Source organism: Pseudokineococcus basanitobsidens (assembly GCF_037482545.1).
Lineage (GTDB): Bacteria > Actinomycetota > Actinomycetes > Actinomycetales > Quadrisphaeraceae > Pseudokineococcus > Pseudokineococcus basanitobsidens.
Map to the genome: position 1 here is coordinate 110,867 of NZ_JBBIAA010000001.1, position 24,908 is coordinate 135,774.

The 24,908-nt window shown below is 74.5% G+C and carries 23 protein-coding genes; 17 read left to right on the plus strand and 6 right to left on the minus strand.

What is annotated here, in order from left to right; translation table 11 throughout:
• The first annotated feature begins 4 nt into the window (after positions 1-4).
• The 13 genes from WDZ17_RS00405 (at position 5) to WDZ17_RS00465 (ending at position 15,066) form a co-directional block, all read left to right on the plus strand.
• Positions 5-967 carry an ABC transporter permease gene (locus tag WDZ17_RS00405; RefSeq protein WP_339573145.1) on the plus strand — a complete coding sequence of 321 codons (963 nt, stop codon included), beginning with the start codon at positions 5-7 and terminating at the stop codon, positions 965-967.
• A complete protein-coding gene (locus WDZ17_RS00410; protein ID WP_339573146.1) occupies positions 967-1,929 on the plus strand; it encodes an ABC transporter permease in 963 nt (320 codons plus the stop codon). The genes WDZ17_RS00405 and WDZ17_RS00410 overlap by 1 nt, the downstream gene beginning before the upstream one ends.
• Positions 1,926-3,164 (plus strand): M24 family metallopeptidase, encoded by a 1,239-nt coding sequence (locus tag WDZ17_RS00415; protein ID WP_339573147.1) that lies wholly within the window; start codon positions 1,926-1,928, stop codon positions 3,162-3,164. The genes WDZ17_RS00410 and WDZ17_RS00415 overlap by 4 nt, the downstream gene beginning before the upstream one ends.
• Positions 3,165-3,279: 115 nt before the next feature.
• Entirely contained in the window at positions 3,280-4,140 is an 861-nt protein-coding gene (locus WDZ17_RS00420) for an alpha/beta fold hydrolase (protein WP_422631761.1), read from the plus strand.
• Position 4,141: 1 nt separating this feature from the next.
• A complete protein-coding gene (locus WDZ17_RS00425) occupies positions 4,142-5,194 on the plus strand; it encodes an Lrp/AsnC family transcriptional regulator (protein ID WP_339573149.1) in 1,053 nt (350 codons plus the stop codon).
• 183 nt (positions 5,195-5,377) lie between these two features.
• Positions 5,378-6,451 (plus strand): LacI family DNA-binding transcriptional regulator, encoded by a 1,074-nt coding sequence (locus WDZ17_RS00430; RefSeq protein WP_339573150.1) that lies wholly within the window; start codon positions 5,378-5,380, stop codon positions 6,449-6,451.
• Between the two features lie 61 nt (positions 6,452-6,512).
• Positions 6,513-7,907 (plus strand): ABC transporter substrate-binding protein, encoded by a 1,395-nt coding sequence (locus WDZ17_RS00435; protein WP_339573151.1) that lies wholly within the window; start codon positions 6,513-6,515, stop codon positions 7,905-7,907.
• Positions 7,908-8,029: 122 nt separating this feature from the next.
• Positions 8,030-8,854 carry a carbohydrate ABC transporter permease gene (locus WDZ17_RS00440; RefSeq protein WP_422631767.1) on the plus strand — a complete coding sequence of 275 codons (825 nt, stop codon included), beginning with the start codon at positions 8,030-8,032 and terminating at the stop codon, positions 8,852-8,854.
• Positions 8,851-9,777 carry a carbohydrate ABC transporter permease gene (locus WDZ17_RS00445; RefSeq protein ID WP_339573153.1) on the plus strand — a complete coding sequence of 309 codons (927 nt, stop codon included), beginning with the start codon at positions 8,851-8,853 and terminating at the stop codon, positions 9,775-9,777. Before WDZ17_RS00440 ends, WDZ17_RS00445 begins: the two co-directional genes overlap by 4 nt.
• Positions 9,774-11,981 carry a beta-galactosidase gene (locus tag WDZ17_RS00450; RefSeq protein WP_339573154.1) on the plus strand — a complete coding sequence of 736 codons (2,208 nt, stop codon included), beginning with the start codon at positions 9,774-9,776 and terminating at the stop codon, positions 11,979-11,981. Before WDZ17_RS00445 ends, WDZ17_RS00450 begins: the two co-directional genes overlap by 4 nt.
• The gene (locus tag WDZ17_RS00455; RefSeq protein WP_339573155.1) at positions 11,978-12,850 is read left to right on the plus strand and encodes an SDR family NAD(P)-dependent oxidoreductase; all 873 of its coding nucleotides are present in this window, start codon (positions 11,978-11,980) and stop codon (positions 12,848-12,850) included. The genes WDZ17_RS00450 and WDZ17_RS00455 overlap by 4 nt, the downstream gene beginning before the upstream one ends.
• 155 nt (positions 12,851-13,005) lie before the next feature.
• On the plus strand, positions 13,006-13,584 hold the full coding sequence (locus WDZ17_RS00460; protein WP_339573156.1) for a M23 family metallopeptidase: 579 nt from the start codon (positions 13,006-13,008) through the stop codon (positions 13,582-13,584).
• Between the two features lie 63 nt (positions 13,585-13,647).
• Entirely contained in the window at positions 13,648-15,066 is a 1,419-nt protein-coding gene (locus WDZ17_RS00465; RefSeq protein ID WP_339573157.1) for an APC family permease, read from the plus strand.
• Positions 15,067-15,085: 19 nt separating this feature from the next.
• Here WDZ17_RS00465 and WDZ17_RS00470 read toward each other — a convergent pair whose 3' ends face one another.
• A complete protein-coding gene (locus tag WDZ17_RS00470; RefSeq protein ID WP_339573158.1) occupies positions 15,086-15,493 on the minus strand; it encodes a VOC family protein in 408 nt (135 codons plus the stop codon).
• A 132-nt stretch (positions 15,494-15,625) separates the two neighbouring features.
• Here WDZ17_RS00470 and WDZ17_RS00475 point away from each other — a divergent pair, with 132 nt between their 5' ends.
• On the plus strand, positions 15,626-16,246 hold the full coding sequence (locus tag WDZ17_RS00475; RefSeq protein WP_339573159.1) for a LysE/ArgO family amino acid transporter: 621 nt from the start codon (positions 15,626-15,628) through the stop codon (positions 16,244-16,246).
• Between the two features lie 13 nt (positions 16,247-16,259).
• On the opposite strand, the gene WDZ17_RS00480 is transcribed toward WDZ17_RS00475, so the two are convergent.
• Positions 16,260-16,754, minus strand: a complete 495-nt coding sequence (locus WDZ17_RS00480; protein WP_339573160.1) for a hypothetical protein — start codon at positions 16,752-16,754, stop codon at positions 16,260-16,262.
• Positions 16,755-16,838: 84 nt separating this feature from the next.
• Here WDZ17_RS00480 and WDZ17_RS00485 point away from each other — a divergent pair, with 84 nt between their 5' ends.
• Together WDZ17_RS00485 and WDZ17_RS00490 are read left to right on the plus strand one after the other, a co-directional pair.
• Positions 16,839-17,228, plus strand: coding sequence for a VOC family protein (locus tag WDZ17_RS00485; RefSeq protein ID WP_339573161.1), 390 nt, complete (start codon positions 16,839-16,841; stop codon positions 17,226-17,228).
• Between the two features lie 196 nt (positions 17,229-17,424).
• A complete protein-coding gene (locus tag WDZ17_RS00490; RefSeq protein WP_339573162.1) occupies positions 17,425-18,534 on the plus strand; it encodes an SPL family radical SAM protein in 1,110 nt (369 codons plus the stop codon).
• Positions 18,535-18,548: 14 nt separating this feature from the next.
• Here WDZ17_RS00490 and WDZ17_RS00495 read toward each other — a convergent pair whose 3' ends face one another.
• The 4 genes from WDZ17_RS00495 to WDZ17_RS00510 form a co-directional block, all read right to left on the minus strand.
• Positions 18,549-20,486 (minus strand): glycoside hydrolase family 127 protein, encoded by a 1,938-nt coding sequence (locus tag WDZ17_RS00495; RefSeq protein ID WP_339573163.1) that lies wholly within the window; start codon positions 20,484-20,486, stop codon positions 18,549-18,551.
• Between the two features lie 46 nt (positions 20,487-20,532).
• The gene (locus WDZ17_RS00500) at positions 20,533-21,348 is read right to left on the minus strand and encodes a carbohydrate ABC transporter permease (RefSeq protein WP_339573164.1); all 816 of its coding nucleotides are present in this window, start codon (positions 21,346-21,348) and stop codon (positions 20,533-20,535) included.
• Positions 21,345-22,193 (minus strand): carbohydrate ABC transporter permease, encoded by an 849-nt coding sequence (locus WDZ17_RS00505; protein WP_339573165.1) that lies wholly within the window; start codon positions 22,191-22,193, stop codon positions 21,345-21,347. The genes WDZ17_RS00500 and WDZ17_RS00505 overlap by 4 nt, the downstream gene beginning before the upstream one ends.
• A gap of 95 nt (positions 22,194-22,288) precedes the next feature.
• A complete protein-coding gene (locus tag WDZ17_RS00510) occupies positions 22,289-23,560 on the minus strand; it encodes a sugar ABC transporter substrate-binding protein (RefSeq protein WP_339573166.1) in 1,272 nt (423 codons plus the stop codon).
• Between the two features lie 262 nt (positions 23,561-23,822).
• Here WDZ17_RS00510 and WDZ17_RS00515 point away from each other — a divergent pair, with 262 nt between their 5' ends.
• Complete coding sequence (locus WDZ17_RS00515; protein ID WP_339573167.1) at positions 23,823-24,848, plus strand: LacI family DNA-binding transcriptional regulator; 1,026 nt, start codon at positions 23,823-23,825, stop codon at positions 24,846-24,848.
• Positions 24,849-24,908: the final 60 nt, after the last annotated feature.

The window sequence follows — 24,908 nt, forward strand, 5'->3', positions numbered from 1 at the left end:
CCCGGTGCCCGCTCTCGCCGCCTTCGCCCTCCGCCGGCTCGGCCGGGGCGTCGTGACCGTGTGGTTCGCCGTCACGGCGACCTTCCTCCTGCTGCGCCTGCTCCCGGGCGACCCGGCGCTCGCCGTGGCCAGCCCGACCATGACGGACGAGACGCGGGCGGCCGTCCTGGAGCGGTACGGCCTGTCCGACCCGCTGCTCGTCCAGTACGGCCGGTACCTCCTGGCCCTCGTCCAGGGCGACCTGGGCACGTCCTTCACCCAGGGGCAGCCCGTCTCCTCGGTGCTCCTGGAGCGGCTGCCCTGGACCCTCCTGCTCACCGGCACCGCGCTCGTCGTCACCGTCGGGGTGGGCATCCCCCTCGGGGTCCTGGCGGCGGCGCGGGCCGGCAGCGGGCTCGACCGCCTCGTCCAGGGGCTCGGCGTCACGGGGCAGTCGCTGTTCGTCCCGAGCGTGGGGGTGCTGCTGCTCTACGTCCTCGGGCTGCAGCTCGGCTGGTTCCCCATCGGCGGTGCGTACGACCGCGACGTCTACGGGGGCCGGTGGTACCTCAGCGTGGTACGCCACCTCGTGCTCCCGGCGCTGTCGCTGGCCCTGGTGCAGCTGGGCGCCTACATCATCACGCTGCGCTCGACGCTCATCGAGGCGCTCGGCGAGGACTACTGCGCCCTCGCCCGCGCGGGCGGCATCCCGTACCGGCGCGTGCTGTGGAAGCACGCGCTCCGCAACGCCCTGCTCCCGACGACGACGCTCGTCGGGCTCCAGCTGGGCTTCCTCGTCGGAGGCGCCGTGCTCACCGAGACCGTCTACGCCTACCCGGGCGTCGGCCGCGGGATCTACGAGGCGGTGACGCAGCTCGACTTCCCGGTGCTGCAGGGCGCCTTCGTGCTCCTGGCCGTCACCGTCGTCGTCGCGAACCTGCTCACGGACCTCGTGTACGGGCTGCTCGACCCGCGGGTGCGGACCTGATGGCCGCGCCCACGAGCCGGCCGGCGCCGGGCGTCGCCCCGGGTCGTCCGCCGGCGGGGCCCGACCCCTCCGACTCCGGGGGAGCCGGGGACGTCGAGGCCGTCGAGCAGGTCGAGGACCGCGCGAGCTCGGCCCGGGACACCTGGCGGGCCTTCCGGCGGCAGCCGCTCGGGGTGCTCTCGCTCGGCGTCCTCGCCCTGCTCGTCGTCGTCGCCGTGCTGGCGCCCGCGCTGGCGCCCTACCCGGCCGGGACGGGTCCCTCCGTCCTCGCCGCGCCCTCGGGGCAGGCCTGGTTCGGCACGGACAGCCTCGGGCGGGACGTCTTCGGCGAGGTCGTCTGGGGCACGCGCTCCAGCCTGCTCGTCGCGGCGGGCGCGTCGGTGCTCGCGATCGTCCTCGGGACCCTCGTCGCCGTCGTCGGCGCGTGGTGGCGGCGCGCGGACGCCGTCGTCGGCCTCGTCGTCGACCTCGTCCTGTCGCTGCCGGTGCTGCCGCTGATGATCCTCGTCGCGGCCCTCGTCGGGCCGAGCACGACGACGATCGTCCTCGTCATCGCCGCCTTCTCGTGGCCGGAGGTCACGCGGGTCGTGCGCTCGCTGGCGCTGACCGTCGTCCAGCTGCCCTACATGGACGCCGCGCGGCTCCTCACGCCGTCGGCGACGTGGATCATCACGCGGCACCTGCTGCCGGCCGTGACCCCCGTCGTCGTCGTCTCGGTCGTGCTCACCGCCTCGCGGGCGGTGCTGTCCGCGGCCGGGCTGGCCTTCCTCGGGCTCGGCGACCCCTCGACGTGGTCGTGGGGCCGGATCCTCTTCGAGGCGCAGCAGGCGGGCGCCATGTCGAGCGCGTGGTGGCTGACGCTCTTCCCGTCGCTGGCGATCCTCGCGCTGGTGCTGGCCGCGACGCTCGCGTCCATCGCCTTCAACGACGCCCGCGACCCGCGGTCAGGAGCCCGCCGGTGAGCGCCGTGGCCGCAGGGGCCCGCTTCGGCCAGCGCCTGGGTCCGCAGGTGCTGCGGCGCCTGCAGGCCCGCGCCGCGCAGCGGGTGGCGGACGCCGGGCTCGCCGGGGTGGTCACCGACGACCCGGACGACGTGGCCTACCTCACGGGCTTCTTCCACCACCCGGGCGAGCGCCCGGTCGCGGTGTGGCTGGGCGCCGACGGGCGCTGCGTGCTCCTCGTCCCGCTGCTCGAGCGCGACCACGCGCTGAGCCAGGCGGCGCTCGCCGAGGTCGTCACCTACCCCGAGTTCCCCGGCGTCGTGCCCCCGTTCTCCGCGCTGGCCGAGGTGCTGTCCGCGGACGTCGGCGCCCGGCGCGCCACGGGGCGCGGCGCCCCCGTCGGGCACGCCCCGTCGACGTCGTCGGAGCGGCTGGTGGCGCTCTCGCAGGCGCTGCGGGCGGCCCTGCCCGGCGTCACGCTGTCGAGCACCCAGGAGGTGCGGCGGTCCCGGTACCGGAAGGTGCCGGAGGAGGTGGCGCTGCACGCCGAGGCGGCGCGCATCACCGACCTCATGCTCGCGGCGGGCCGCCGGCTCGTGGAGGAGGCCGTCGAGGCGGGCGGCGAGCTCCCCAGCGAGGCCGAGCTGGCGGAGCACGTGACCGCGGTCGGCAGCGCCACCATGCGCGCGGAGCACGACGACGTCGTGGAGGCCGGCTTCCTCGCCGGCGGTCTCGTGTACTCCGGGCCCGGCAGCGCGCACCCGCACGCGCGGCCCTCCGGGCGGCGGCTGCGGCGGGGCGAGACCTTCCTGCTCTCGCTCGGCGCCTGCGTCGGCGGGCGGTACGTCGAGGGCGAGCGCACCTTCGTCCTCGGGGAGCCCGACGACCGGCAGCGCCGGCTCTACGAGGCGGTGCGGCGCGCCCAGGGCGCCGGCGCGGCCGCGCTGCGCCCCGGCGCCCGGTGCTGCGACGTCAACGCCGCGTGCCTGGCCGTCATCCGTGACGCGGGGCTGGGCCGGCACCTGCTGCACCGCCAGGGCCACGGGATCGGCGTCGGCATGCACGAGCCGCCGTGGCTGGAGGACGGGGACCCCACCGTCCTGGAGGAGGGCTTCGTCGTCTCCAACGAGCCGGGCGTGTACGTGCCCGGCCACGCGGGCTACCGCATCAGCGACACGATGCTCGTGACGGCCGACGGCGCGGTCCCGCTGACCACCTACCCCCGGGCGCTCGGCGACGTCGTCGTCGGCCGCTGAGCCCCACCGCCACCACCCGGGACGGCGTGGGCGGCCCGCCCGAGCGGCGGCACGACGGACGACACGACCGCCGCACCACCGACGAGAGACCGCCGCCGAGACGAGGAGAACCGCTGTGCGCGTGAGCATCAACGACAACGAGCTCGAGGTCGAGGTCCTGGGGCCCGAGGGGGCGCCCGTCGTCATCGCCTGCCACGGTGCTCCCGGCCTGGGCTCGCGAGCCGAGCCGCGCGCCAGCTTCGGCCGCCTCGCCGACACCTACCGCGTGCTCGTCTACGACGCGCGCGGGTCCGGGGTCAGCGAGGGCAAGGGGCCGTTCACCCACGAGCAGTGGGCCGCGGACGTCGAGGGCCTGCGCGCGTGGGTCGGCGCCGAGCAGGTCGTCCTCGCCGGCGGCTCCTACGGCGGCTTCATGGCGATGGAGTACGCGACCCGGTACCCCGAGCGCGTGCTCGCGCTGGTGCTGCGCGACACCTCGCCCGACCACGCGAACGAGGACCTCGCGCGGGCGAACGCCCTGGCGACCGACCGGGTGCAGCTCGACCTGGAGAAGTTCGGCCGGATCATGGACGGCCGGACGCGGGACGACGCCGACCTCAAGGACTGCTGGCGGGAGATCCTGCCGCTGTACGACCACGTCTACGACCCGGCGAAGGTCGAGGAGAAGGTCGAGAGCACGTACTACCGCTACGAGACGCACAACTGGGCCTTCACGGAGAACATGCCGCGGTACGACCTCAAGGACCGGTTGCCGTCGATCACGTGCCCCGTGCTCGTCACCGTCGGCCGGGACGACTGGATCACCCCGGTGGCCTGCAGCGAGACGATCGCCCGTCTCGTCCCGCATGCTCGGCTCGTGGTCTTCGAGGAGTCCGGGCACAGCCCCCAGGTGGAGCAGGCGGAGGAGTGGACGGCGACCGTCCGCGGCTTCCTCGACGAGGTCGTCGGCGCCGTCGCGCCCTCAGGTCGCGCCTGACATGGCGGTCGGGGGGGCCGGTGCGGCGGCGGGGGCGGAGGTCCGTGCCCTCGACGACCTCGACCGGCGCATCGTCAGCGCCCTCCAGCTCGACGGGCGCGCGAGCTGGACCGCCGTCGCCGAGCGGTGCGGCACCTCGGTGCCGACGGTGGCCCGGCGGGCGGAGCGGCTGTTCGCCGACGACGTCATCCGGGTCGCGGTCATGCCCGAGGTGGGCGCGGACGGACCCAGCGAGTCCTTCCTCCTGCGGATCACCTGCCGCCCGGGCATGCAGCGGCGCGCCATGGAGGAGCTCGCCGCGATGCCCGAGGTCCGCTTCCTCGCGCTCGTGACGGGCGAGGACGACATCGTCGCCGAGTGCGTCGTCCCCCGCGGCGCCTCGCTCTTCGAGCACCTCGTCGAGGGCGTGCAGCGCCTCGAGGGCGTGGAGCGCTGCCGGAGCGACCTCCTCCTGCACGTCTACAAGGTCGCACACGACTGGTCGCGCCAGCTCCTCGGCGAGGACGACGCCGAGAGCGGGCCGACGAACCCGCACTGCCAGCCGACGCACTTCGACGAGACCGACCGCGCGATGCTGGCCCTGCTGCGCGAGGACGGTCGGGCCAGCTTCCGCGCGCTCGCGGAGTCGTTGGGGCTCAACGAGTCCACGGTGCGCCGCCGCCTCGAACGGCTGCTCGCCGGGGGGTGCGTCATGGTCGTGACGCTCGTGCCCGCGGCGGCCCTGGGCCTGGAGTCGGAGACGCTCCTGCGCATCGGGGTGACGCCCTCCCGGCTGGTGGAGGTGGCCACCGCGCTCGCCTCGTACCGCTCCGTCCGCTACCTCGCCGCCACCCTGGACGGCAGCTCGCTGCTCTGCGAGGTCATCGCCGGCTCCACGGAGGACCTCTTCGCCTTCACGACCGAGGTGCTCGCGCCCCTGCCGGGGGTGCTCGGCTGGTCGGCCGCCATGGAAGTCCTCGTCGCCAAGCGCGGCTTCGTCACGACGCCGTGGTGGGACACCCGGGTCGAGCGGGTGCGACGAGTGGGTCGTACGGCGGTCCGTCGCCGGGCGTGAGCCCGCCCGGCCGCGCCGGCGCCCGTCCGGCCCGGTCCTCCTCGGCCGGTCCTCGTCGGCCCGGGACTCGCCGGGAGGTCCGCCGGACGTCACCGGAACGAGACCCGACCGCTCTTGACTGCGCTGTCATCGGCGACCTAGCGTCCCGCCATCTCATCCATGACAGCGCAGTCAGGAGCTGGTGTGACCGCTCTCCGGACCTCTTCCGACGTCGCGCCGCCGCGCCGTCGCACGAGCACGGGCGTGGTCATGACGGACGTCGCCGCGGTGGCCGGGGTGAGCCAGAAGACCGTCTCCCGGGTGGTCAACGGCTCGTCGCAGGTACGTCCCGAGGTGCGGCTGCGCGTCCAGCAGGCGATCGACCAGCTCGGCTACCGGCCGAACGGCGCGGCGCGGGCCCTCGTCACGAGTCGCACGCACGTCATCGGTGTCGTGGGCCTCGGTTCCGCGCTCTACGGCGTCGCCCAGCACGTCATGGGCATCGAGCGCGCCGCCCGCGCCGCGGGGTACGGCGTCGTGGTGGTCTCCACCGAGGAGGGCGACGGCGACGAGGTCACCGAGGGCGTGGAGCGGGTGCTCGCCCTGGGGGCCGAGGGGGTCGTGCTCGTCGAACCGCTCTTCGACGCGAGCCGCCATCTCGCCCGCTACGCCGGCACGCCCCTGGTGACGGCGACCCAGGCGGTCGGCGAGGAGCAGCGCGTCGCGACGGTGGACGTGGACCAGGAGCAGGGCGTCGACCTCGCCGTCGACCACCTCGTCGCCCTCGGCCACCGTCGGATCGGTCACCTGGCAGGCCCCTCGACGTGGCGCAGCGGACTCGTGCGCGAGCAGGCGTGGCGGCGGGCCCTGGAGCGCCACGGCCTCCCCGTGCCCGCACCCGTCCGGGGCGACTGGTCGCCCCGCTCCGGGTACCACGGCATGCGCGAGCTCCTGGCAGGTGAGCGCCCGACGGCGGTCCTCGCCGGCAACGACCACATGGCGGTGGGGGCGATGCGGGCCCTCGCCGAGGCGGGGCTCCGTGTGCCGCAGGACGTCTCGCTCGTCGGCTTCGACGACGTGCCCGAGGCGGAGTACCTGCCGGTGCCTCTCACGACGGTGCGCCAGGACTTCGCCCTCGTCGCCGAGCGGTCGGTGGCGAGCGTCGTGGAGCTCGTCGAGCGGGGCGGCGACGGGAGCCGGCGTGTCAGCGTGCCGGTCACCTTCCACCCCCGTGCCAGCACCGGACCGGCGCCGGTGGGTGGTGGTCGCAGCGCCTGAGCGTCCCCCGTCCCTGCTCGCGATCCACCCCGGTCTTCCCCCGACGAAGGAGTCGCCCCGCATGTCCACCTCACGCACCGCGTCCCGCGCCCTCTCCCGCGCCGCCAGGCGTCGCTCGCTGGCGGCCGTCGTGGCCGCCTCCGCCCTCGCCCTGTCCGCCTGCGGCGGGGACGGAGGTGGCGGCAGCGGCGGCGACGGCGGCTCGGACGTCGAGCCGGTCACCCAGGAGCAGATCGACGAGGCCATGAGCACCCCGACCGAGCTGACGTTCTGGACCTGGCTCCCGGACGCCCAGAAGGAGGTCGACCTCTTCGAGAAGGCCTACCCGGACATCTCGGTCAACCTCGTCAACGCCGGGCAGGGGCTCGACCAGTACACGAAGCTGCGCACCGCCATCCGCGCCGGGGAGGGCGCCCCCGACGTCGCCCAGATCGAGTACCAGTACCTGTCGTCCTTCAACCTCGGCGGCGACCTGCTGGACCTCGGGCCGTACGGTGCCTCCGAGCTCGAGGGCACCTACCCGGACTGGGTGTGGGAGCAGATCACCCGCGACGGCGCGGTCTACGGCATCCCGCAGGACATCGGTCCGATGGGCTCGCTGTACCGGCAGGACATCCTGGACGAGGCCGGGATCGAGCCGCCCGCCACCTGGGACGAGTTCGCCGAGGCCGCGCGGACGCTGCACGAGCAGATGCCGGACACGTACCTCACCAACATGCCGGGCAACGACCCCGGTCAGTTCGTGGGCCTCCTGTGGCAGAACGGCGCCAAGCCCTTCGGCTTCGACGGCGACGAGACGGTGACGATCGACCTCGACAGCCCCGAGGTCACCGAGGTCGTCGACTACTGGCAGGGCCTCATCTCCGAAGGCGTGGTCTCGACCGACGCCGACTTCAACGACCAGTGGTACCAGGGCCTGTCCAACGGCAAGTACGCCTCGTGGCAGACGGCCGCATGGGGCCCGGTGTTCCTGCAGGGCACGGCGGCCAACACCTCCGGCCTCTGGCGCGCGGCCGCGCTGCCCGCCTGGGAGGAGGGCGAGACCGCGACGGGCAACTGGGGCGGTTCGACCGACGCCGTCCTCTCCTCGACGGACAACCCCATCGCGGCCGCGCAGCTCGCGAAGTTCATCAACACCGACCAGGAGTCGGCGCTGACCCTCGCGCTGGACCAGTTCCTGTTCGTGCCGAGCGACGTCGTGCTGGAGGACCAGGAGTTCCTCGACGCCGCGCCGGAGTTCTTCGGCGGGCAGCAGGTGAACCAGCTCTTCACCGAGCTGTCCACCGAGGTGGACACCGACTTCGGCTGGCTGCCCTTCACCGACTACGCCTACAACAGCTTCAACGACACCCTCGGCACGGCGATCGCGGAGGGCGGGGACATGGCCGCGGGACTCGCGGCGTGGGAGCAGGACATCACGTCCTACGCCGAGCAGCAGGGCTTCACGGTCCAGTGAGCGCCCCCACCAGCGCACGACCGGCCGCGGGCGGCGACGCCCGCGGCCGGTCGGGCCGGCGCGGCCACAGCCCGGCCGTGCGCCGTCAGCACCGGGCGGCGTACGTGCTCGTCGCCCCCTTCATGGCCGTCTTCGCGGCCATGCTCGTCGTCCCGCTGGTCTACGCGCTCTACCTCTCCCTGTTCCGGGAACAGCTCGTCGGGGGGCGCAGCTTCGTCGGCCTGGCGAACTACGCACGGGCGCTGGGCGACTCGGCCTTCGTCGAGGGCGTGCTCCGGGTGTCGCTCTTCCTGGTCGTCCAGGTGCCGATCATGCTGGGGCTCGCCCTCTTCTTCGCCCTGGCGCTGGACTCGGGGCGGCTCTTCGCCCAGCGTTTCGTCCGGCTGAGCATCTTCCTGCCGTACGCCGTCCCCAGCGTCGTGGCCACCCTCATGTGGGGGTACCTCTACGGACCGGACTTCGGCCCCTTCACGCAGATCGCGGAAGGCCTCTCGCTGCCCGCGCCTCCCTTCCTGTCCTCGGACTGGATGCTCGGCTCGTTGATGAACATCCTCACGTGGGAGTTCATCGGCTACAACATGATCATCATGTTCGCCGCTCTGCGGGCGGTGCCGGCAGACCTCTACGAGGCGGCACGGATGGACGGCGCGGGTGAGTTCCGCATCGCCTGGTCGATCAAGATCCCGGCGATCCGCTCGGCGATCCTGCTGACGGTCATCTTCTCCGTCATCGGCTCCTACCAGCTGTTCAACGAGCCGAACCTCATCCAGACCCTCGCGCCCAACGTCATCGACAGCGCGTACACGCCGAACGTCTACGCCTACAACCTCGCCTTCACGAGCCAGGACCTCAACTACTCCGCAGCCGTCGCCTTCCTGCTCGCCGCGGGCATCGCGGTGGTCTCGTACGTCGTCCAGCTCACGACCCAGCGGAGGGCCCGCTCATGACCGCCACCACCGAGCACGGTCGTCCGGAGGTGACGGGGACGGAGACGGCTCCCGCGCTGCTGCCCCGCCGGCGACGGCTGACCGGACGGCGCAGCCCGCTGCTCACCGTGCTCGTCATCATCACGCTGCCGTACTTCCTGCTGCCGCTGTACTGGCTCGTGGTGGCCTCGACGAAGGACAACGGCGACCTCTTCTCGTCCTTCGGGCTCTGGTTCGCCGACTTCAACCTCGTCGCCAACCTCCGGGACGTCTTCACGGCCCAGGGCGGGGTGTTCTGGTCCTGGATCGGCAACACCGTGCTCTACGCCGGGGTGGCCGGCGTCGGCGCGGCCTTCCTGGCCACGGCGGCGGGGTACGCCTTCGCCAAGTACTCGTTCCCGGCGGGCACGCTGCTGTTCTCGATCGTGCTCGGCGCCATCATGGTCCCGACGACGGCGCTGGCCATCCCGACGTACCTGCTCTTCGCCGAGGTGGACCTGACGAACACGCGCTGGGCGGTCATCCTGCCCAGTCTCGTCAGTCCTTTCGGTCTCTACCTGATGCGGGTGTACGCCGCGGACGCGGTGCCGACCGAGCTGATGGAGGCGGCCCGGGTCGACGGCGCCGGCGAGCTCCGGATCTTCGCCACGGTGGCGCTGCGCCTGCTGGCGCCGGGATTCATCACGGTCCTGCTGTTCCAGCTGGTCGCCACCTGGAACAACTACTTCCTGCCGCTCATCATGCTCAGCACCCCGAGCAAGTTCCCGCTCACCGTCGGGCTCGCCCAGTGGCAGTCCACGGCGGCCGGGGGCTCGGGCGCGCAGGCCCTGTTCTCGAGCGTCATCACCGGTTCTCTGGTCTCCGTGGTGCCGCTCATCATCGCCTTCCTGTACCTGCAGAAGTACTGGCAGGCCGGGCTGGCCACCGGAGGTGTCAAGGGATGACGGCCCAGCACGACGGACAGGGCGCTGCGGCGACCGAGAGGTCCCCCGGAGCGGTCCCGCTCCCGACGACGGTGCTCTTCGGGGCGGCCTACTACCCCGAGTACACGCCGGATCCGCGCGTGAAGACCGACCTCGACCTCATGGCCGAGGCGGGGTTCACCGTGGTGAGGGTCGGGGAGTCGGTCTGGTCCACGTGGGAGCCCGAGGACGGACACTTCGAGCTCGACTGGCTCGAGGAGGCCCTCGACGGGGCCCACGAGCGCGGCATCAAGGTCGTGCTCGGCACGCCGACCTACGCCGTCCCGCTGTGGTTGGTGCGCAAGCACCCCGAGATCGCGGCGGTCGACGACACGGGGCACCGCCGCCCGTGGGGCTCGCGGCAGGAGGTCGACTACACGCACCCGGCGTTCCGCTTCCACGCCGAGCGGGTGATCCGGGCTGTCGTCGGCCGGTACGCGGCGCACCCGGCCGTCATCGGCTACCAGGTCGACAACGAGCCGGGCCTCCACCTGTTCCACAACCACTCGGTGGTCGAGGGCTTCGTCGACGACCTGCGACGCACCTACGGCACCGTCGAGGCGCTCAACGAGGAGTGGGGCCTGACCTACTGGTCCCACCGGCTGTCCACCTGGGCAGACCTGTGGGAGCCGCGCGGGAACGCCCAGCCGCAGTACGACCAGGCCTGGCGGGCGTACCAGGCGCGGCTCACGACCGAGTTCATCGCCTGGCAGGCCGGTCTCGTGCGGCAGCTCGCGCGGGACGACCAGTGGGTCACCACGTGCGTGTCGTACTCGCGTCCGGCGGTCGACGAGTGGGACGTCGACCGGGCGCTCGACGTCGCGGCGGGCAACCCGTACTACGCGATGCAGGACGCGCTCGCGGTCCCGACCCCGGAGGAGTCGGCACCTCAGGGGTGGACGACGACGGGCACGTGGAGCGTGGTCCACAGCGCCGACCGGATGTACGCCTCCAAGCAGGCGCCCTTCCTCGTCACCGAGACGAACGCGGGGCCGATCGGCGGCTCGTCCACCAACTTCCCGGCCTGGGACGGGCAGTGGCGGCAGGTCGCGTGGGCCATGGTCGCCCGGGGCGCGCGGATGGTCGAGTACTGGCACTGGCACACGCTCCACGCCGGGACGGAGACCTACTGGGGCGGGGTCCTGCCGCACGACCAGCAGCCGGGACGGGTGTTCGAGCAGCTCTCCCGGCTGGGCGCCGAGCTCGGGCAGGCCGGGCCCGTGGTGGCCGGGCTGCGCCCGCACGCGCAGGTCGGCCTCCTCATGTCCGTCCCCTCGAAGTGGGGCCTCGCCTTCCAACCGCACGACGGGCCCCGCGGGGCCGGCCACTCCCCGGTGGACGAGACCGCCTACGAGCGGCTCACCGGGGTGTGGGCCAGGGCCGCCTTCGACGCGGGGCTCGGTGTGCGGGTGGTCCACGACCGCCAGCTCGTGCCGGCGGACGGGGTGGCGCGTGACCCGCACGAGGTGGCGGCAGAGCTGCCCGTCCTCGTCGCGGCGGGTCTCTACGTCGCCTCCGACGCCCTGCTGGACTGGCTGGTCGCCTACGCCGAGGCCGGCGGTCATCTCGTCCTCGGGCCGAGGACCGGGTACGCGGACCCGTTGGCGCGGGCGCGGCGAGAGGTGAAGCCTGCCCGCCTGGCCGCGGCAGCCGGGGTGCGCTACCAGGAGTTCACCAACCTCCCCTCCTCGGTCCCCCTCCGGTGGGAGGGCGAGGAGGAGCTCATGACGTGGCCCGTCGCGGCGCGCGCGACGACGTGGGCGGACGCGCTCGTGGCCGACGGTGCACGGGTGCTCGCGTGCTACGAGCACCCCCAGCTGGGCCGTTGGCCGGCGGTCACGACGCACGAGGTCGGCCGGGGACGGGTCACGACGGTCGGCACCGTCCCCGACGGCGAGACCAGCGCGGCCCTGCTCGACTGGTGCGCCCGCCTCGACGGGGCACCGGTGGCGGAGGAGCGCCGATGGCAGGGAGAGCCTTCCGTCACGGTCATGGGCGCCACGGTCCCGGACGGCCGCCGGCTCCACGTGGTGCACAACTGGTCCTGGGAGCCGGCCACCGCCGTCCTGCCCGTCGCCGCCCAGGACCTCCTCGGCGACGTGTCGCTGAGGGCCGGCGACCGCCTCGAGCTCGGGGCCTGGGACGTGCGGGTCCTCGTCGAGGTGCCGGCGACGGCCGGGGGGTGAGGCCCTACCCCTTCCCCGGCGGCACGGCCGTCGTCACCGGCGCCGCGGGCGGCATCGGTGCGGCGCTGGCCCGCGGGCTCGCGGCGCGGGGCAGCCACCTGGCGCTGCTCGACCGGGACGCGGACGGCCTCGCCCGGCTCGCCGAGGACCTGCGTCGCCGGCGCCCCGAGCTGTGGGTGCGCGCCTACGTCGTCGACCTCGCGGACGCCGGCGCGACGGCGGAGGCGCTCGCCGCCGTCCTCGCCGACCACGGGCGCGTCACGCTCGTCGTCAGCAACGCCGGCGTGGCGATGGGCGGGCGCTTCGCCGACCTGTCGCTGGAGGAGTTCTGGTGGGTCGTGGAGGTGAACCTCCGCGCCACCGTCCAGGTCGTCGGGACGCTGCTGCCGCGGCTGCGCGCCGAGCACGGCTCGCACCTCGTGACGGTCTCGAGCGTCTTCGGCCTGGTCGCGCCGCCGGGCCAGAGCGCCTACGCCACGAGCAAGTTCGCCGTCCGAGGCCTCACCGAGGCCTTGCGGGTCGAGCTGCGGCCGGACGGCGTCGGCGTCACCTGCGTCATGCCCGGGGGCGTGCGGACGCGGATCGCGCAGGACGCGCGGACGGCGGCGTCGGTCCCCGCCGACGAGGCGGCTGCGGGCCGGGCGGCCTTCGAGCGGATGCTGCGGATGGACCCGGCGGACGTCGCCGAGCGGGTGCTCCGCGCGGTCGAGCGACGCCGGCCGCGGCTGCTCGTCGGCGCGACGGCGGTCCTGCCGGCGCTCCTGGAGCGCGCGGTCCCGGGCTCGGCCGTGGCCGTCCTGGTCGCCGCCGAGAGGTCGGGCCGTCTCGTCGGACGGCTCCGGCGGCGTCGAGCCCCCTCCGCGTCGTGACCACCGCGCGACCCGTTCGTGACCCGCCCGAGATCCGGGGCTCAAGCCGGTCGGCCCGGCGGCCGAAGGACCCGGTACGAGCGACGCACGCCGACGCGCCGCACCGCCCGGCCCGAGCCGTGCGGCACCACCCGTCCGGAGCACAGGAGCCAGCGATGACCACGACCGTCACCACCGCCGACCGCCATCGCCCCCGCGGGGTCGCCCGTCGGGCCACCCGCCTGCTGGCGGTCGCCGGCCTCGTCGCGGGCACGGCCCTGTCCGCCCTGCCCGCCCAGGCCGCCACCGGCGCCATGCAGGTCCCCGCCACCGGCCGGGTCACCGCCGCCGTCGGCGGGCACTGCTCCTCGCCGGGCGACGGCCACGGCGGCGTCGACATCGCGGCGAGGACCGGCACGCCCGTCTACGCGGCCGACGACGGCGTCGTCAGCCTCGCCGGCACCAGGAGGGGCTCGGAGTCCTACGGGATCTTCGTCCGCGTCCACCACGCCTCCGGGTACCGCACCATCTACGCCCACCTGTCCCGCCTCGCGGTCAAGCCGAACCAGAAGGTCACGAAGGGGCAGGTCGTCGGCTACGTCGGCAACACGGGCCGCTCCTACGGCGCCCACCTGCACTTCGAGGTCCGCAAGGACAACGTCCGCCAGAGCGGCATCAACGCGAGCTTCCGCTGCCGCACGAACGTCACGGCGGGCACGCCGATCAGCTGGACCTTCCCGGGCCTCGCGCGCTGACGCCGACGACCGACCGGCCGCGGGAGCGGGCCGGGACGGGTCGTCCGGTCCTACGGTGCCCGCGTGAGCAGCCTGACGCGGTCGGTCGGCGTCCTCCCCCTGGTCGCGCTCGGCGCGGCGGGGGTGGTCGGGACCAGCTGGATCTACACCAACGGCGAGTTCTTCGACCGCTACGGCGCGGGCGGGGAGGTCCTCGGGCTCGTCGTCGCGGCGCTGCTCGCGAGCACCGTGGCCATGGCCTACGCCGAGCTGGCCGCGGCGCTGCCCCGCGCCGGCGGCGAGGTCGTCTACGCCTTCACCGCGTTCGGGCGGCGGACGGCGTTCGCGGCCGGGTGGCTCCTCGTCGGTGCCTACGTCAGCTCCCTCGCCTTCTACGTCGCGGCCTTCGGCTCGCTGCTCGCCGACGTCGTGCCGGCCCTGGAGACCGTGCGCCTGTACTCCGTCTCCGGGACGCCGGTGTTCCTGCCGGTGCTGGCTCTGGGCGTGGCGCTGGCCGCCGTCGTCTGCGCGCTCACGTGGGTCCGCGCGGCCCTCGGCGCCCGCGTCCAGGCGCTGCTGTTCGCCGTCATGCTGCTGCTGGGGGCGGCGATCGTCGTCGTCGGCTTCGCGCACGGCTCGGCCGCCAACGCCTGGCCGCCCTTCGCCGAGGACGCGGACGCCGTCGGGCAGACCGTCCGCTTCGTCCTCCCCGGCCTGACGTTCCTCACCGGGTTCGGCCTCGTGGCCGTGCTGGCCGAGGACGCCGACGTGAGCCCCCGACGCCTCGGGCGGGTGGTCATCGCCTCCGTGCTGCTGGCGGCGTCCTTCTACGTCGTCGTCCTGCTCGCGTCGGCCTGGGTCATCCCGTGGGAGCGGACGGCGCAGCTGCCGAACGGGACGATCGACGCCTTCCGCGAGGCGGGCTTCCCCGCCCTGGGCGCCGCGGCGTACGCGATCGCCGTCCTGGGGCTCCTGACGAGCTTCCTCGCGCTCTTCCTCGCCACCTCCCGGATCGTCCTGGCGATGGGTCGGGCCGGGCTGCTGCCGCGCGGCCTCGGCCGCCTCACCGGCAGGCGGTCGTCCCCGGGGCCCGCCCTGCTGTTCACCCTCGCCGCGACGGTCGTCCTGGGGTCGCTGGGCGAGGCGGCGACGACCTGGTTCCTCGACACCGGCGGGGTCTACATCGGGCTGGCGTGGACGCTCGCCGTGGTGAGCATGTACCGCCTGCCGCGGCGCTACCCCGACCTCGAGCGGCCCTACCGGCCGGCCCTGCGGTGGGCGCCGGCGCTCGGGGCGGCGGCCGCGCTCGGCGTCATCGCCTTCGCGCTCTACCCCGGCACCAGCCTCTCGCTCGTGTGGCCGGCAGAGCACCTCGTGCTCGCCGGCTGGCTGGGGCTCGGGCTGGTCCTCGCGCTGCTGGGGCGCGGGGACGACGACGCGGCGCGCCGGGAGCTGCTCGGCCCGCTGCACGAGCGGCTGGGGGACCGGGCGCCCGGCCGCTGACGGCGGTGGCGCCCGGGCCTCAGCCGGGAAGGTCCGGGTTGTGCGCGACCTCCCACAGGTGCCCGTCCGGGTCGGCGAAGTAGCCGTCGAGCCCGGCGAAGAAGGGGCTGGGAGCCGCCGGCTTGGTGACGACGGCCCCGGCCGCCTCGGCCTCGGCGAGGACGCGGACGACGTCGTCGTCGCCGTCGAGGTTGATCGCCGTGGTGACGCCCCGGAACGACGACGGCTGCTCGCCGTCGACGCCGGCGTCCTGCGCCAGGGCGTCGTGCGCGAAGAGCGCGAGCACCGACCCGGACGTCCGCAGGAAGGTGATCTCCGGCGTGGACGCCGGGTCCGGCTCCCACCCGAGCGCACCGTAGAAGGCGGTGGAGCGGGCGACGTCGCGGACGCCGAGGGTGATGATCGTGAGGCGGGCGGGGACGGCCATGGCGGCATCATGGACCTCCCACGGCGAGGTCCGACCGTCCTCCCCGACGTCGACCGGCGAAGCCGTCCACGGGCGTGAGCGTGCACGGCCACGCCCGTGGACAGCTCTCCGGAACCCCTAGCCTGCGGCGCCGTGGACCTCCCCGCCCTCCTCGCCGGCCTCGGCCTGGGGCTCTCGCTCATCGTGGCCATCGGGGCGCAGAACGCCTTCGTGCTGCGGCAGGGCCTGCGTGGGAAGCACGTCGGCGCCGTCGTCGCCCTGTGCACGGCCTCGGACGTCGTGCTCGTCGCGGCGGGCGTGGGCGGCGTCGGCGGGCTGGTGCAGCAGGCGCCGTGGGCGCTCGTCGCCGTGCGCGTCGCCGGCGCCTTCTTCCTCCTCGGCTACGCCGGCCACGCGCTCGCGCGCGCGCTGCGGTCCGCCGACGAGGCGCTCCTGCCGTCGCGCGCCCCCGAGCGGGGGACCCTGGCCGGTGCGCTGGGGACGGCGGCCGCGCTCACGTGGCTCAACCCGCACGTCTACCTCGACACCGTCGTCCTGCTCGGGTCCCTGTCGGGCACCCACGGCGACGGGCGCTGGTGGTTCGGCGCCGGGGCGGCGCTCGCGAGCGCGCTGTGGTTCACGGCGCTGGGCCACGGCGCGCGGTTCCTGCGCCCGCTCTTCGCGCGCCCCGGGGCCTGGCGGGTGCTCGACGGCCTGATCGCCGTCGTCATGGTCGTGCTGGCGCTCTCGCTCGTGGTGGGCCTCGGGCGGTGAGCGGCTCGGCGGGTCAGCCGGTGCGCCGCCAGGACAGGCGCATCCACGGGATGTCGGCGCCGTCGCGCTCGCGCACCCAGACGGCGCTCATCGAGGCGCCGTCCTCGGCGACCCGGAGCGTCGCGCGGGCGCCGGGGGCGCGGAACGTCCAGGTGCCGTCGCCGTCCACCGTCGCGGTCGAGACGTCGACCCCGCCCTCGTCGTCGTAGGCGCGCGTCGGGAAGGCGCCGCGGCGGGCGTCGTAGGGCTCGACCACCTCGAGCGCCCGCGACCGCCGCCCGTCCACCTCCACGTCGACCTCGTGCACGACCGTCGGCCCGAGCCAGCGGTAGACGTCCGTCCCGCGGACCGCGGCGACGGCCTCGCCGTCCTCGTCCAGCACCTCGCCGCTCGCCGCCCACGTGCCCACGAGCGGCGCGAGGGTCGGCGGGGCCGACAGGAGGGGATCCTCCTGCGACTGCGCGGGGGCCAGCGGCCCGTGGTCTGCGTGCGGTGCGTCGACGCCCACCGTGACCCCCCTCCGTGACCGCCTCCGAGGACGGCTCCGTGCGGACCGCTCGCTCGCGCGGCTGCCGGCGCCATGATGCCCGCCATGACCAGCCGTATCGCCGCCATCGCCCTGGACGCCGTGGACCCGGGGCCCGTGGCCGACTTCTGGTGCGCCGTCCTGGGGTGGCAACGCGTCGACGAGGACGAGGAGGGCATCAGCATCGCCGCCGCCCCCGGGTCCTGGCCGACCATCGACGTGCTCGTCGTCCCGGAGCAGAAGGCGGTGAAGAACCGCCTGCACCTCGACGTCCGCGCCGACGGCACGAGCGCGGCCGACGAGCTCGCGCGCCTCGAGGCCCTCGGGGCGCGGCGCGCCGACGTCGGCCAGGGCCCGGACGTCACCTGGGTCGTGCTCGCCGACCCCGAGGGCAACGAGCTGTGCCTGCTCTCGCGGACGGTGCAGGACGTCGAGCGGGAGGCCGCGGGAGGGTGAGCGGGAGGGGCGCGCGAGGCGACCTGCAGAAGTCCGGACCGGCTCCGCAGCCGGTCCGCTGACCTGCGACGACGCCGTGGGCCCCGGACTTCTGCAGGTCGCCTCGCGCGTGCCGCCGCCGCCGGACCCCTCCTCCTCCGCGTCGCAGGGGTGGGGCTCGCGGATGCGGACCGGCAGCGACGGTGTTGGGCCCACCATGACCGCACCCGCGCCGGAGCACCTCGCCGCTGCTCCCCGCCTCCCGCGGCGCTGGGTGCCGAAGCGGGTCTACGTCACGCGCTCGGCGGCCGACCTGCCGCACGGGCAGCGCATCCTGCGACGGGTCGAGGCCGCCGGGGTGCAGGACGTCGAGGTCCTGCGCGGCGACCGTCTGCCGCCGCTGCGCGGCGCCGACGAGCGCGCGACGTACGCCCTGGCGAAGCAGACGCTCGCCGTCGTCGTCGCCCCGCCGAGCAAGCGCCGGCCGCAGCCGATCCCGCCGAGCGCCGACTGGCGCGTCGACCTGGCCGAGGGCTGCCCGGCGCACTGCCAGTACTGCTACCTCGCGGGCTCGCTCGGCGGGCCGCCGATCACCCGCGTCTACGCCAACCTCGAGGAGGTGCTCGACGGTGTCGCCCCGCTCGTCGGCGGGGGCACCGTGACGAGCGCCAGCGAGGACCGCCGCGGCGAGGGCACGACCTTCGAGACCTCCTGCTACACCGACCCGCTCGCCCTGGAGCACGTCACGGGCTCGCTGTCGCAGGCCATCACGCACGTCGGCACGCACGACTTCGGCGGCCCCGTGCAGATGCGGTTCACCACGAAGTTCGACGACGTCGAACCGCTGCTGGACCTGCCGCACCACGGGCGCACGCGGGTGCGTCTGTCCGTCAACGCCTCCGGCGTCCAGCGCTTCGAGGGCGGGACGGCGCGGATGCCCGAGCGCGTGGGCGCGCTGCGCCGGCTGGCCCTCGCCGGCTACCCCGTCGGTCTGACGGTCGCGCCGATCATGCCGGTCGAGGGCTGGCGCGAGCAGTACGGCGAGCTGCTCGACGCCTTCGCCGCCGCGACCGACGACGTGCCCGGCCTGGACCTCACGACCGAGCTCATCACCCACCGCTTCACCCCGCGGAGCAAGGAGGTGCTGCGGGGCTGGTACCCCCGCAGCGCCCTGGAGATGGACGAGGACGCCCGCCGGAGCAAGCGGGGGAAGTACGGCGCCGTCAAGCACGTCTACCCCGCGCCGGTCATGCACGAGCTGCGCGGGTGGTTCCAGGACGCGCTCGCGCAGCGCCTGCCCGCGGCGCGGCTCCTGTACTGGACGTGAGCGGAGCCGACCCGTCAGGACGTCGGCATCCAGACGCGCAGGGTCGAGGGGCCGCGGTTCGAGCGGCGGCTGTAGGGGAGCAGCGGCACGAGCCGGTAGGCCGGGGGATCGGGTACGGCCGGCGGCTCGTCCGCGTAGGCCCCGGCCGCCTCGTCCGGGTGGCGGACGGCGACCGGGACGAGGACCTGCCCGTCCTGCTCGACAGGAGGCCGCCCGGCGTCGACGACGGCCAGGCCGACGTCCTCGCCGAGGTCCACCGACTCGAGGCAGTGCACGACGGGGCCTCGCTCCACGGCGACCTGGCCGCGCAGGGCGTCGACGCGGGGGTCCGCGTGGGTCCACCGCGCCCGCAGGGGGAGCTCCAGCTCCACCACGTCCCCCGCGGCGAAGGCGCGACGCTCCACGGCCGTGCCCGGACCGACCTCGCGACGGCCCCCTCCCGCGTCGACCCACGACCCGGCGGACCACGACGGCACGCGCAGCGAGAGGGACCACGGCTCCTCGGGTGACGCCAGGACCTCCACGCGGACACGACCGTCCGCCGGGTAGTCCGTCGTGACGGCCAGGACCACCTCGCCGACCGGCAGCGGGGCCCGGACGGTGCACGTGGCGTACTGGTGGAGCTGCACGCCGTCGGCGTCCGTGCTGGCCACGAGGGCGGCCAGCGACGCGAAGGTGCGCGCCACGTTGGACGGGCAGCACGACACGGCGAACCACGGCGCGCGCAGGGACGACGCCGCCCGGGGCGCCATCTCGTCGGGGGGCGGCTCCGAGGCCGGCTCCCGCACCTGCAGCGGGTTGGTGTAGAAGAAGGACCGGCCCTCCTCGCCCACGGCGCCGGCCACCACGTTGTGCAGGGCTCGCTCGACGGCGTCCGCGTGGACCGGGTCTCCCGTGGCGAGCAGCAGCCGCTGGTTGACCATGACGGAGCCGATTCCGGCGCAGGACTCCGAGTAGGCCCGGTCCGGCGGCAGCTCGAAGTCGTCACCGAAGGACTCCCCCTCGTGGTGCGCGCCCATCCCGCCGGTCAGGTACGTGCGTCGGGCCAGCGTGGCCAGCGTCTGGTGGCGCACGGCCTCGGCGAGCTCGGCGTCGTCGTCCTCGACGGCGAGGTCGAGCGCACCCGCGGCCAGGTAGAGGGCCCGCACGGCGTGGCCACGGTGCCGCGTCGCCTCCCGCACCGGGACGTCGTCCTGGAAGTACGTCGGCCCGAACTGCCCCTCGGCGAGGACCCCGTGCCCCCGGCGCTCGACGAAGAGGCGCGCCTGGTCGAGGTACCGGTGCTCGCCGGTGGCCCGTGCCAGCTCGACGAGGGCCACCTCGACCTCCGGGTGCCCGCAGACCCGCTGGTCCCCGTCGGGGCCGAAGACCCGGCACACGAGGTCCGCCGCCCGGCGGGCGACGGCGACCAGCTCGTCGTCGTGACCGGTCCGCAGCCGGGCGACGGCCGCCTGGACGAGGTGGCCGACGCAGTACAGCTCGTGACCCCACTCGACGTCGCTCCAACGGTGCCCCTGGCCGGCGCGGCCGAAGGCCGTGCTGAGGTAGCCGTCCTCCTCCTGCGCGGCCGCGACCCGGGCGGTGAGGTCCTCGACCTGCCGCTCGAGCGCCGGGTCACCGGTGCGCCCGGACTCCCACGCCAGCGCCTCGAGGAGCTTGTACACCTCCGAGTCGCTGAACTCCCGGCCCTGCCGGCCCTCCGGGAGGCGTCCCTGCGCGGCGAGGTCGAAGTTGCGGACCCATCCCGCTCGCTCGAGCCAGCCGGCGCAGTGCTGGAGGACGGCGCTGGAGCCGAGCTGCTGCAGGTGCGCGAGCGCGCCGTCGTGCAGCTCCACGGCGCCGAGGCCGAGCGGGGCGAGCCTCCCGTGGGTCGGGTCGACCGGGAGGGCGCCGCGCGCCGGTCCCGGACGGGCCCGGCTCGGGGAGGTCGTGGTGGTGGCCGGGGCGGTCATGGCTCCTCCGAGAGGGGTCGGGGTGGTGACGTGCCGTCGGGGCGGCTCACTTGACTGCCCCGACGGTCAGACCGTCCTTGAGCAGCCGGTAGGTGGCGGCGAAGACGACGAGGATGGGCACGGACGTGAGGACGGCCAGGGCCATGAGCCCGGGCCAGTCGATGCCGAAGGCGGAGACCTGCTCGGCGAGCAGCGCGCTCAGCGGGTAGGAGCCGGGCGACAGGAAGAAGTTCACGGCGTAGAGGAACTCGCCCCACGCCAGCAGGAAGATGAGCGTCCCGACGGTCGCGACACCGTTGCGCGCGATGGGCAGGGCGATGGACCGGAAGGTCCGCCAGACCGAGGCGCCGTCGATGGAGCCGGCCTCCTCCAGCTGGTGCGGCACCGAGCGGAAGAACGGACGCAGCAGCAGGGTGGCGAAGGGTGTGAGCAGCGCGGTGTCGGCGACCACGACGCCGAAGGTCGAGTCCAGGAGCGACCACTGCCCGAAGATCTGGAACAGCGGGATGACCTGGGCGGTCTGCGGCATCATCTGGAAGACGATGAGCAGCCCGAGCCCGATGCTCGGCAGGACGCCGCGGGAGCGGGCCAGGCCGTAGGCCGCCGGGACGGCGAGCAGGAGCACGAGCGCGGTCGTGCCCACGGCGATGAGCACGGACTGCCGCAGGGCGTCGAGCAGGGCCCCGTCGAAGGCCTCGACGTAGGCGGTCGTGACCGGCCGGAAGACGAAGGCCGTGCCCGCGCCGAAGACGTCCGACGGCCGCTTGAACGACGTCAGGAGGATCCACACCAGCGGTACCCCGTAGAGGAGCGTCAGGAGAACCTTCAGGGCCACCACCACGGGGCCGGGCCGCGTCCTCATCCCTCGGCCTCCTCGCGGCGGATGCTGCGGGCGTACACGAACGCCAGCACCAGGACCCCGGCGACGGCGAGCACCGACGTCGCCGCCCCGAGCCCGAAGTCGTAGCGGGCGAAGGCCTGCAGGTAGCCCAGGAAGGGCAACGTGTTCGTCGCCGTGCCGGGTCCGCCGAAGGTCATGACGTAGATGAAGTCGAAGCTGCGGAAGCCGTAGACGACCGTCAGCACGAGCAGGACGAGCGACGTCGGTCGGACCCCGGGGAGCATGATGTGGCGGATCTCCTGCCAGCGCGACGCGCCGTCCAGCGCCGCGGCCTCGAAGACGTCCACCTCGATGCCCAGCAGCGCGGCGCGGTAGACGAGCGCGTTGAAGGGGATGACGGCGAAGGCGTTGACGAAGGCGACCGAGCCGAGGGCCCAGGTGCCGTCGTAGAGGAAGGGCAGCGAGCCGTCCACGAGACCGGTCGCCCGCAGGACGGAGTTGACGAGACCCTCGTCGTTGAGGAGGAACTTCCAGACGCTGCCGTTGACGACGGGCGGCAGCGCCCACACGAAGACCATGACCGCGAGGATGGCCGCGGACCAGCGACCGCCGCCGCGCAGCGCCACGGCTGCGGCGAAGCCCCCGACCATCCCCAGCGCCGTGACGACGGCCACGAACACGAGGGTCCGCCACACCGCGTCGCTCCCGCCGCTCGCCAGGGTCCGCGAGAGGTTGTCGAGGCCGACGAAGTCCCAGGAGCCTCCGAGGGTCCGGCTCGTGACGTCGCTGACGCTCATGCGCAGCAGCTGCACGAGCGGGTAGACGGAGAACAGGAGCAGGAACAGCGCCGCGGGGAGGAGGAACACCAGCCGGGACCTGCGACGCCGCGCCCGCCGCCGGGGCGCCTGCGGCCGCGCGGGAGCGGCCACGGGCGCCTCGGCCGAGGAGGTCGTCACGGGCGTCAGCCGCCGAGCGCGGGCTCGATCGCGGCCAGCGCCTGCTCCGCGGCGTCGGCGGGCGCCTGCTGGCCTCCGAGGGCGGCGCTCCAGGCCTGACCCATCGTCGTCTGGACGTCGGCGACGGCTTCCGGCGGGATGGACGGCGCCGGGTAGGTGGCACCCAGGGAGGCCACGGACTCGGCGAAGGGGGCGAGCAGCTCGTCGCTCGTCACCGCCTCGTCCTCGCCGGCGTCGGCGCGGGCGGGGATGTAGCCGACGTCCTGCGCCAGCTGCACCTGCGCGTCCGGGTCGAGGAAGGTCCCCTGCAGGTACTCCCAGGCCAGGTCCGGGTCGTCGGCGAAGGCGCCGATGGCCTGCCCCTCGCCACCGAGGTAGATGGACCCCTGGTCACCGACCGGCATCGGGACGACGCCGTACTCGAAGTCGGCGTCCGCGGCGGCGGCCCCGAGCTGCCAGTTGCCGTTCTCGGCGAAGGCGACGCCCCCAGCGGTGAACTCCTGGAAGGGCACCGTCTGGTCCCACGTCGTGACCTCCTGCGACAGCCAACCCTGCTCGACCCAGTCGCGGGCGCGGGCGAGGCCGGCCTCGAGCGGTGCGGCGTCCGGCGACTCGTAGTCGAAGCCCTCGGCGGACAGCCACGGGTAGGCCTGCCACTCGCCCTGCGACTGCGGCAGGCCGGAGGCCGTCAAGCCCTCGTACCCGGCCTGCGCGGCGGCCGCCATGGCGTCCTCGAGCTCGTCCACGGTCGTGGGGGGCTCGACGCCGACCTCCGCCAGGATGTCGGCGTTGTACCAGAGGCCGAGGAGGTTCACGTACCCCTGGACGGCGTACAGGCTGCCGTCGATCTCGTGCAGGACCGAGTCGGGGAACTGGTCCGCGTCCTCGTAGGCGCCCCACTGCTCGTCCATCGGCGCCAGGGCGCCGCCGAGGGCCAGCGCGGCGGCCTCGCCGCCGTTGAAGAGGACGACGTCCGGCCCCGTCTGGGCGCCGGCCGCGGAGATGAGCTTGTTGTTCATCTGGTCGTAGGGCACGTAGACGTTCTCGACCGTGACGCCGTCGTGCTCGCTCTCGAAGCGCTCCTTCATCGTGTCCATGGCCGCGACCTGCTCGTCCACGGTGAAGTAGTGCCAGACGGTGACGACGCCGTCGCCGCCGCCCGCCTCGCCACCGGTGGCCTCGTCCCCCGAGCTGCCGCAGGCGCTCAGCGCCAGCAGTGCTGAGGTGGCCGCGGCGCCGACCGCGACGCGTGCCCGGCTTCTGGGGTTCCTGCTCATGTCAGCTCCGTGATCGTCGTCGACCTTCGGCGGAACCGGGCGTCGAGGCCCGGCGGCGGCCCCCGCGAAACGGGGTGAAACCGCTTGCGTGACCGTAGGCGGGACGGCGCCACGCCGTCAACGGGAGATTACTCCCGAGACGCAGCCGTGATCGAGGTCGCCACACGGCGGCTCTCTCCGGCGCCGCGACGTGGCACCGAAAGGGGCGGAAACGTCCGGCGTAGGAGGCGGGTCCCGGGGAGGCGTCGGCTAACTTGCCCTCGTGGACCCTCAGGCGCGCCAGCCAGCGGCCGCGGCGACGCTGCGTGACGTCGCGCGACTGGCGGGGGTCTCCGTGTCCACCGCCTCGAAGGCGCTCAACGAGCGTCCGCACGTGCGTGCCAGCACGCGCGAGGCGGTCCGGGCGGCGGCGGACCAGCTCTCGTTCTCGCCGAACAGCCTCGCCCAGGGGCTGTCCGCCCAGCGGACGGGGACGGTCGGCCTGCTGACCTCCGACCTCGAGGGCCGGTTCTCGATCCCCGTCCTCATGGGCGCCGAGGACGCCTTCGGCTCCGACCGCGTCGCCGTGCTGCTGTGCGACGCCCGCGGCGACGCCATCCGCGAGCAGCACCACTTGCGGGCGCTGCTCGCCCGGAGGGTCGACGGCCTCATCGTCGTGGGCGCGCGTCCCGACGTCCGCCCGTCCATCGGCCGGGTGCCGGTCCCGGTGGTCTACGCCTACGCGCCCTCGGACGACCCCGGCGACCTCTCGCTCGTGAGCGACAACGAGAGGGCGGGGGCGATGGCGGTCGAGCACCTGCTCGCCTCGGGCCGGCGCCGCATCGGTCACGTCACGGGGGACCCGACGTACGGCGCGGCGCGGGACCGGGCGGCGGGGGCCCTCGCGGCCCTCGAGCGGGCGGGGCTCGAGCTCGCCGGCGGCGAACCCTTCTACGGCGCCTGGTCGGAGGAGTGGGGACGCAGCGCGCAGAGGGCGTTGCTGCGCGCCGTGCCGGAGGTCGACGCGGTCTTCGCCGGCTCGGACCAGGTGGCGCGCGGGGTGCTCGATGCGCTCCGCGAGGCGGGCCGCCGCGTGCCCGAGGACGTCGCGGTCGTCGGCTTCGACAACTGGGAGGCCATCGCCACGGGGTCGCGCCCCTCGCTCACGACGGTGGACCTGCAGCTGCAGCACCTCGGGCGGGTCGCCGCGCAACGTCTGTCGGCGGCGATGTCGGGTGACGCGCGCCAGGGCGTCGAGCGCCTCCCGTGCCGGCTCGTCGTCCGGGCCTCCAGCGCGCCCCGCGACTGAGGACGGGCCCGGACGCGACGAGGGGGCGGCACCGGCCTGCGTGACCGGTGCCGCCCCCAC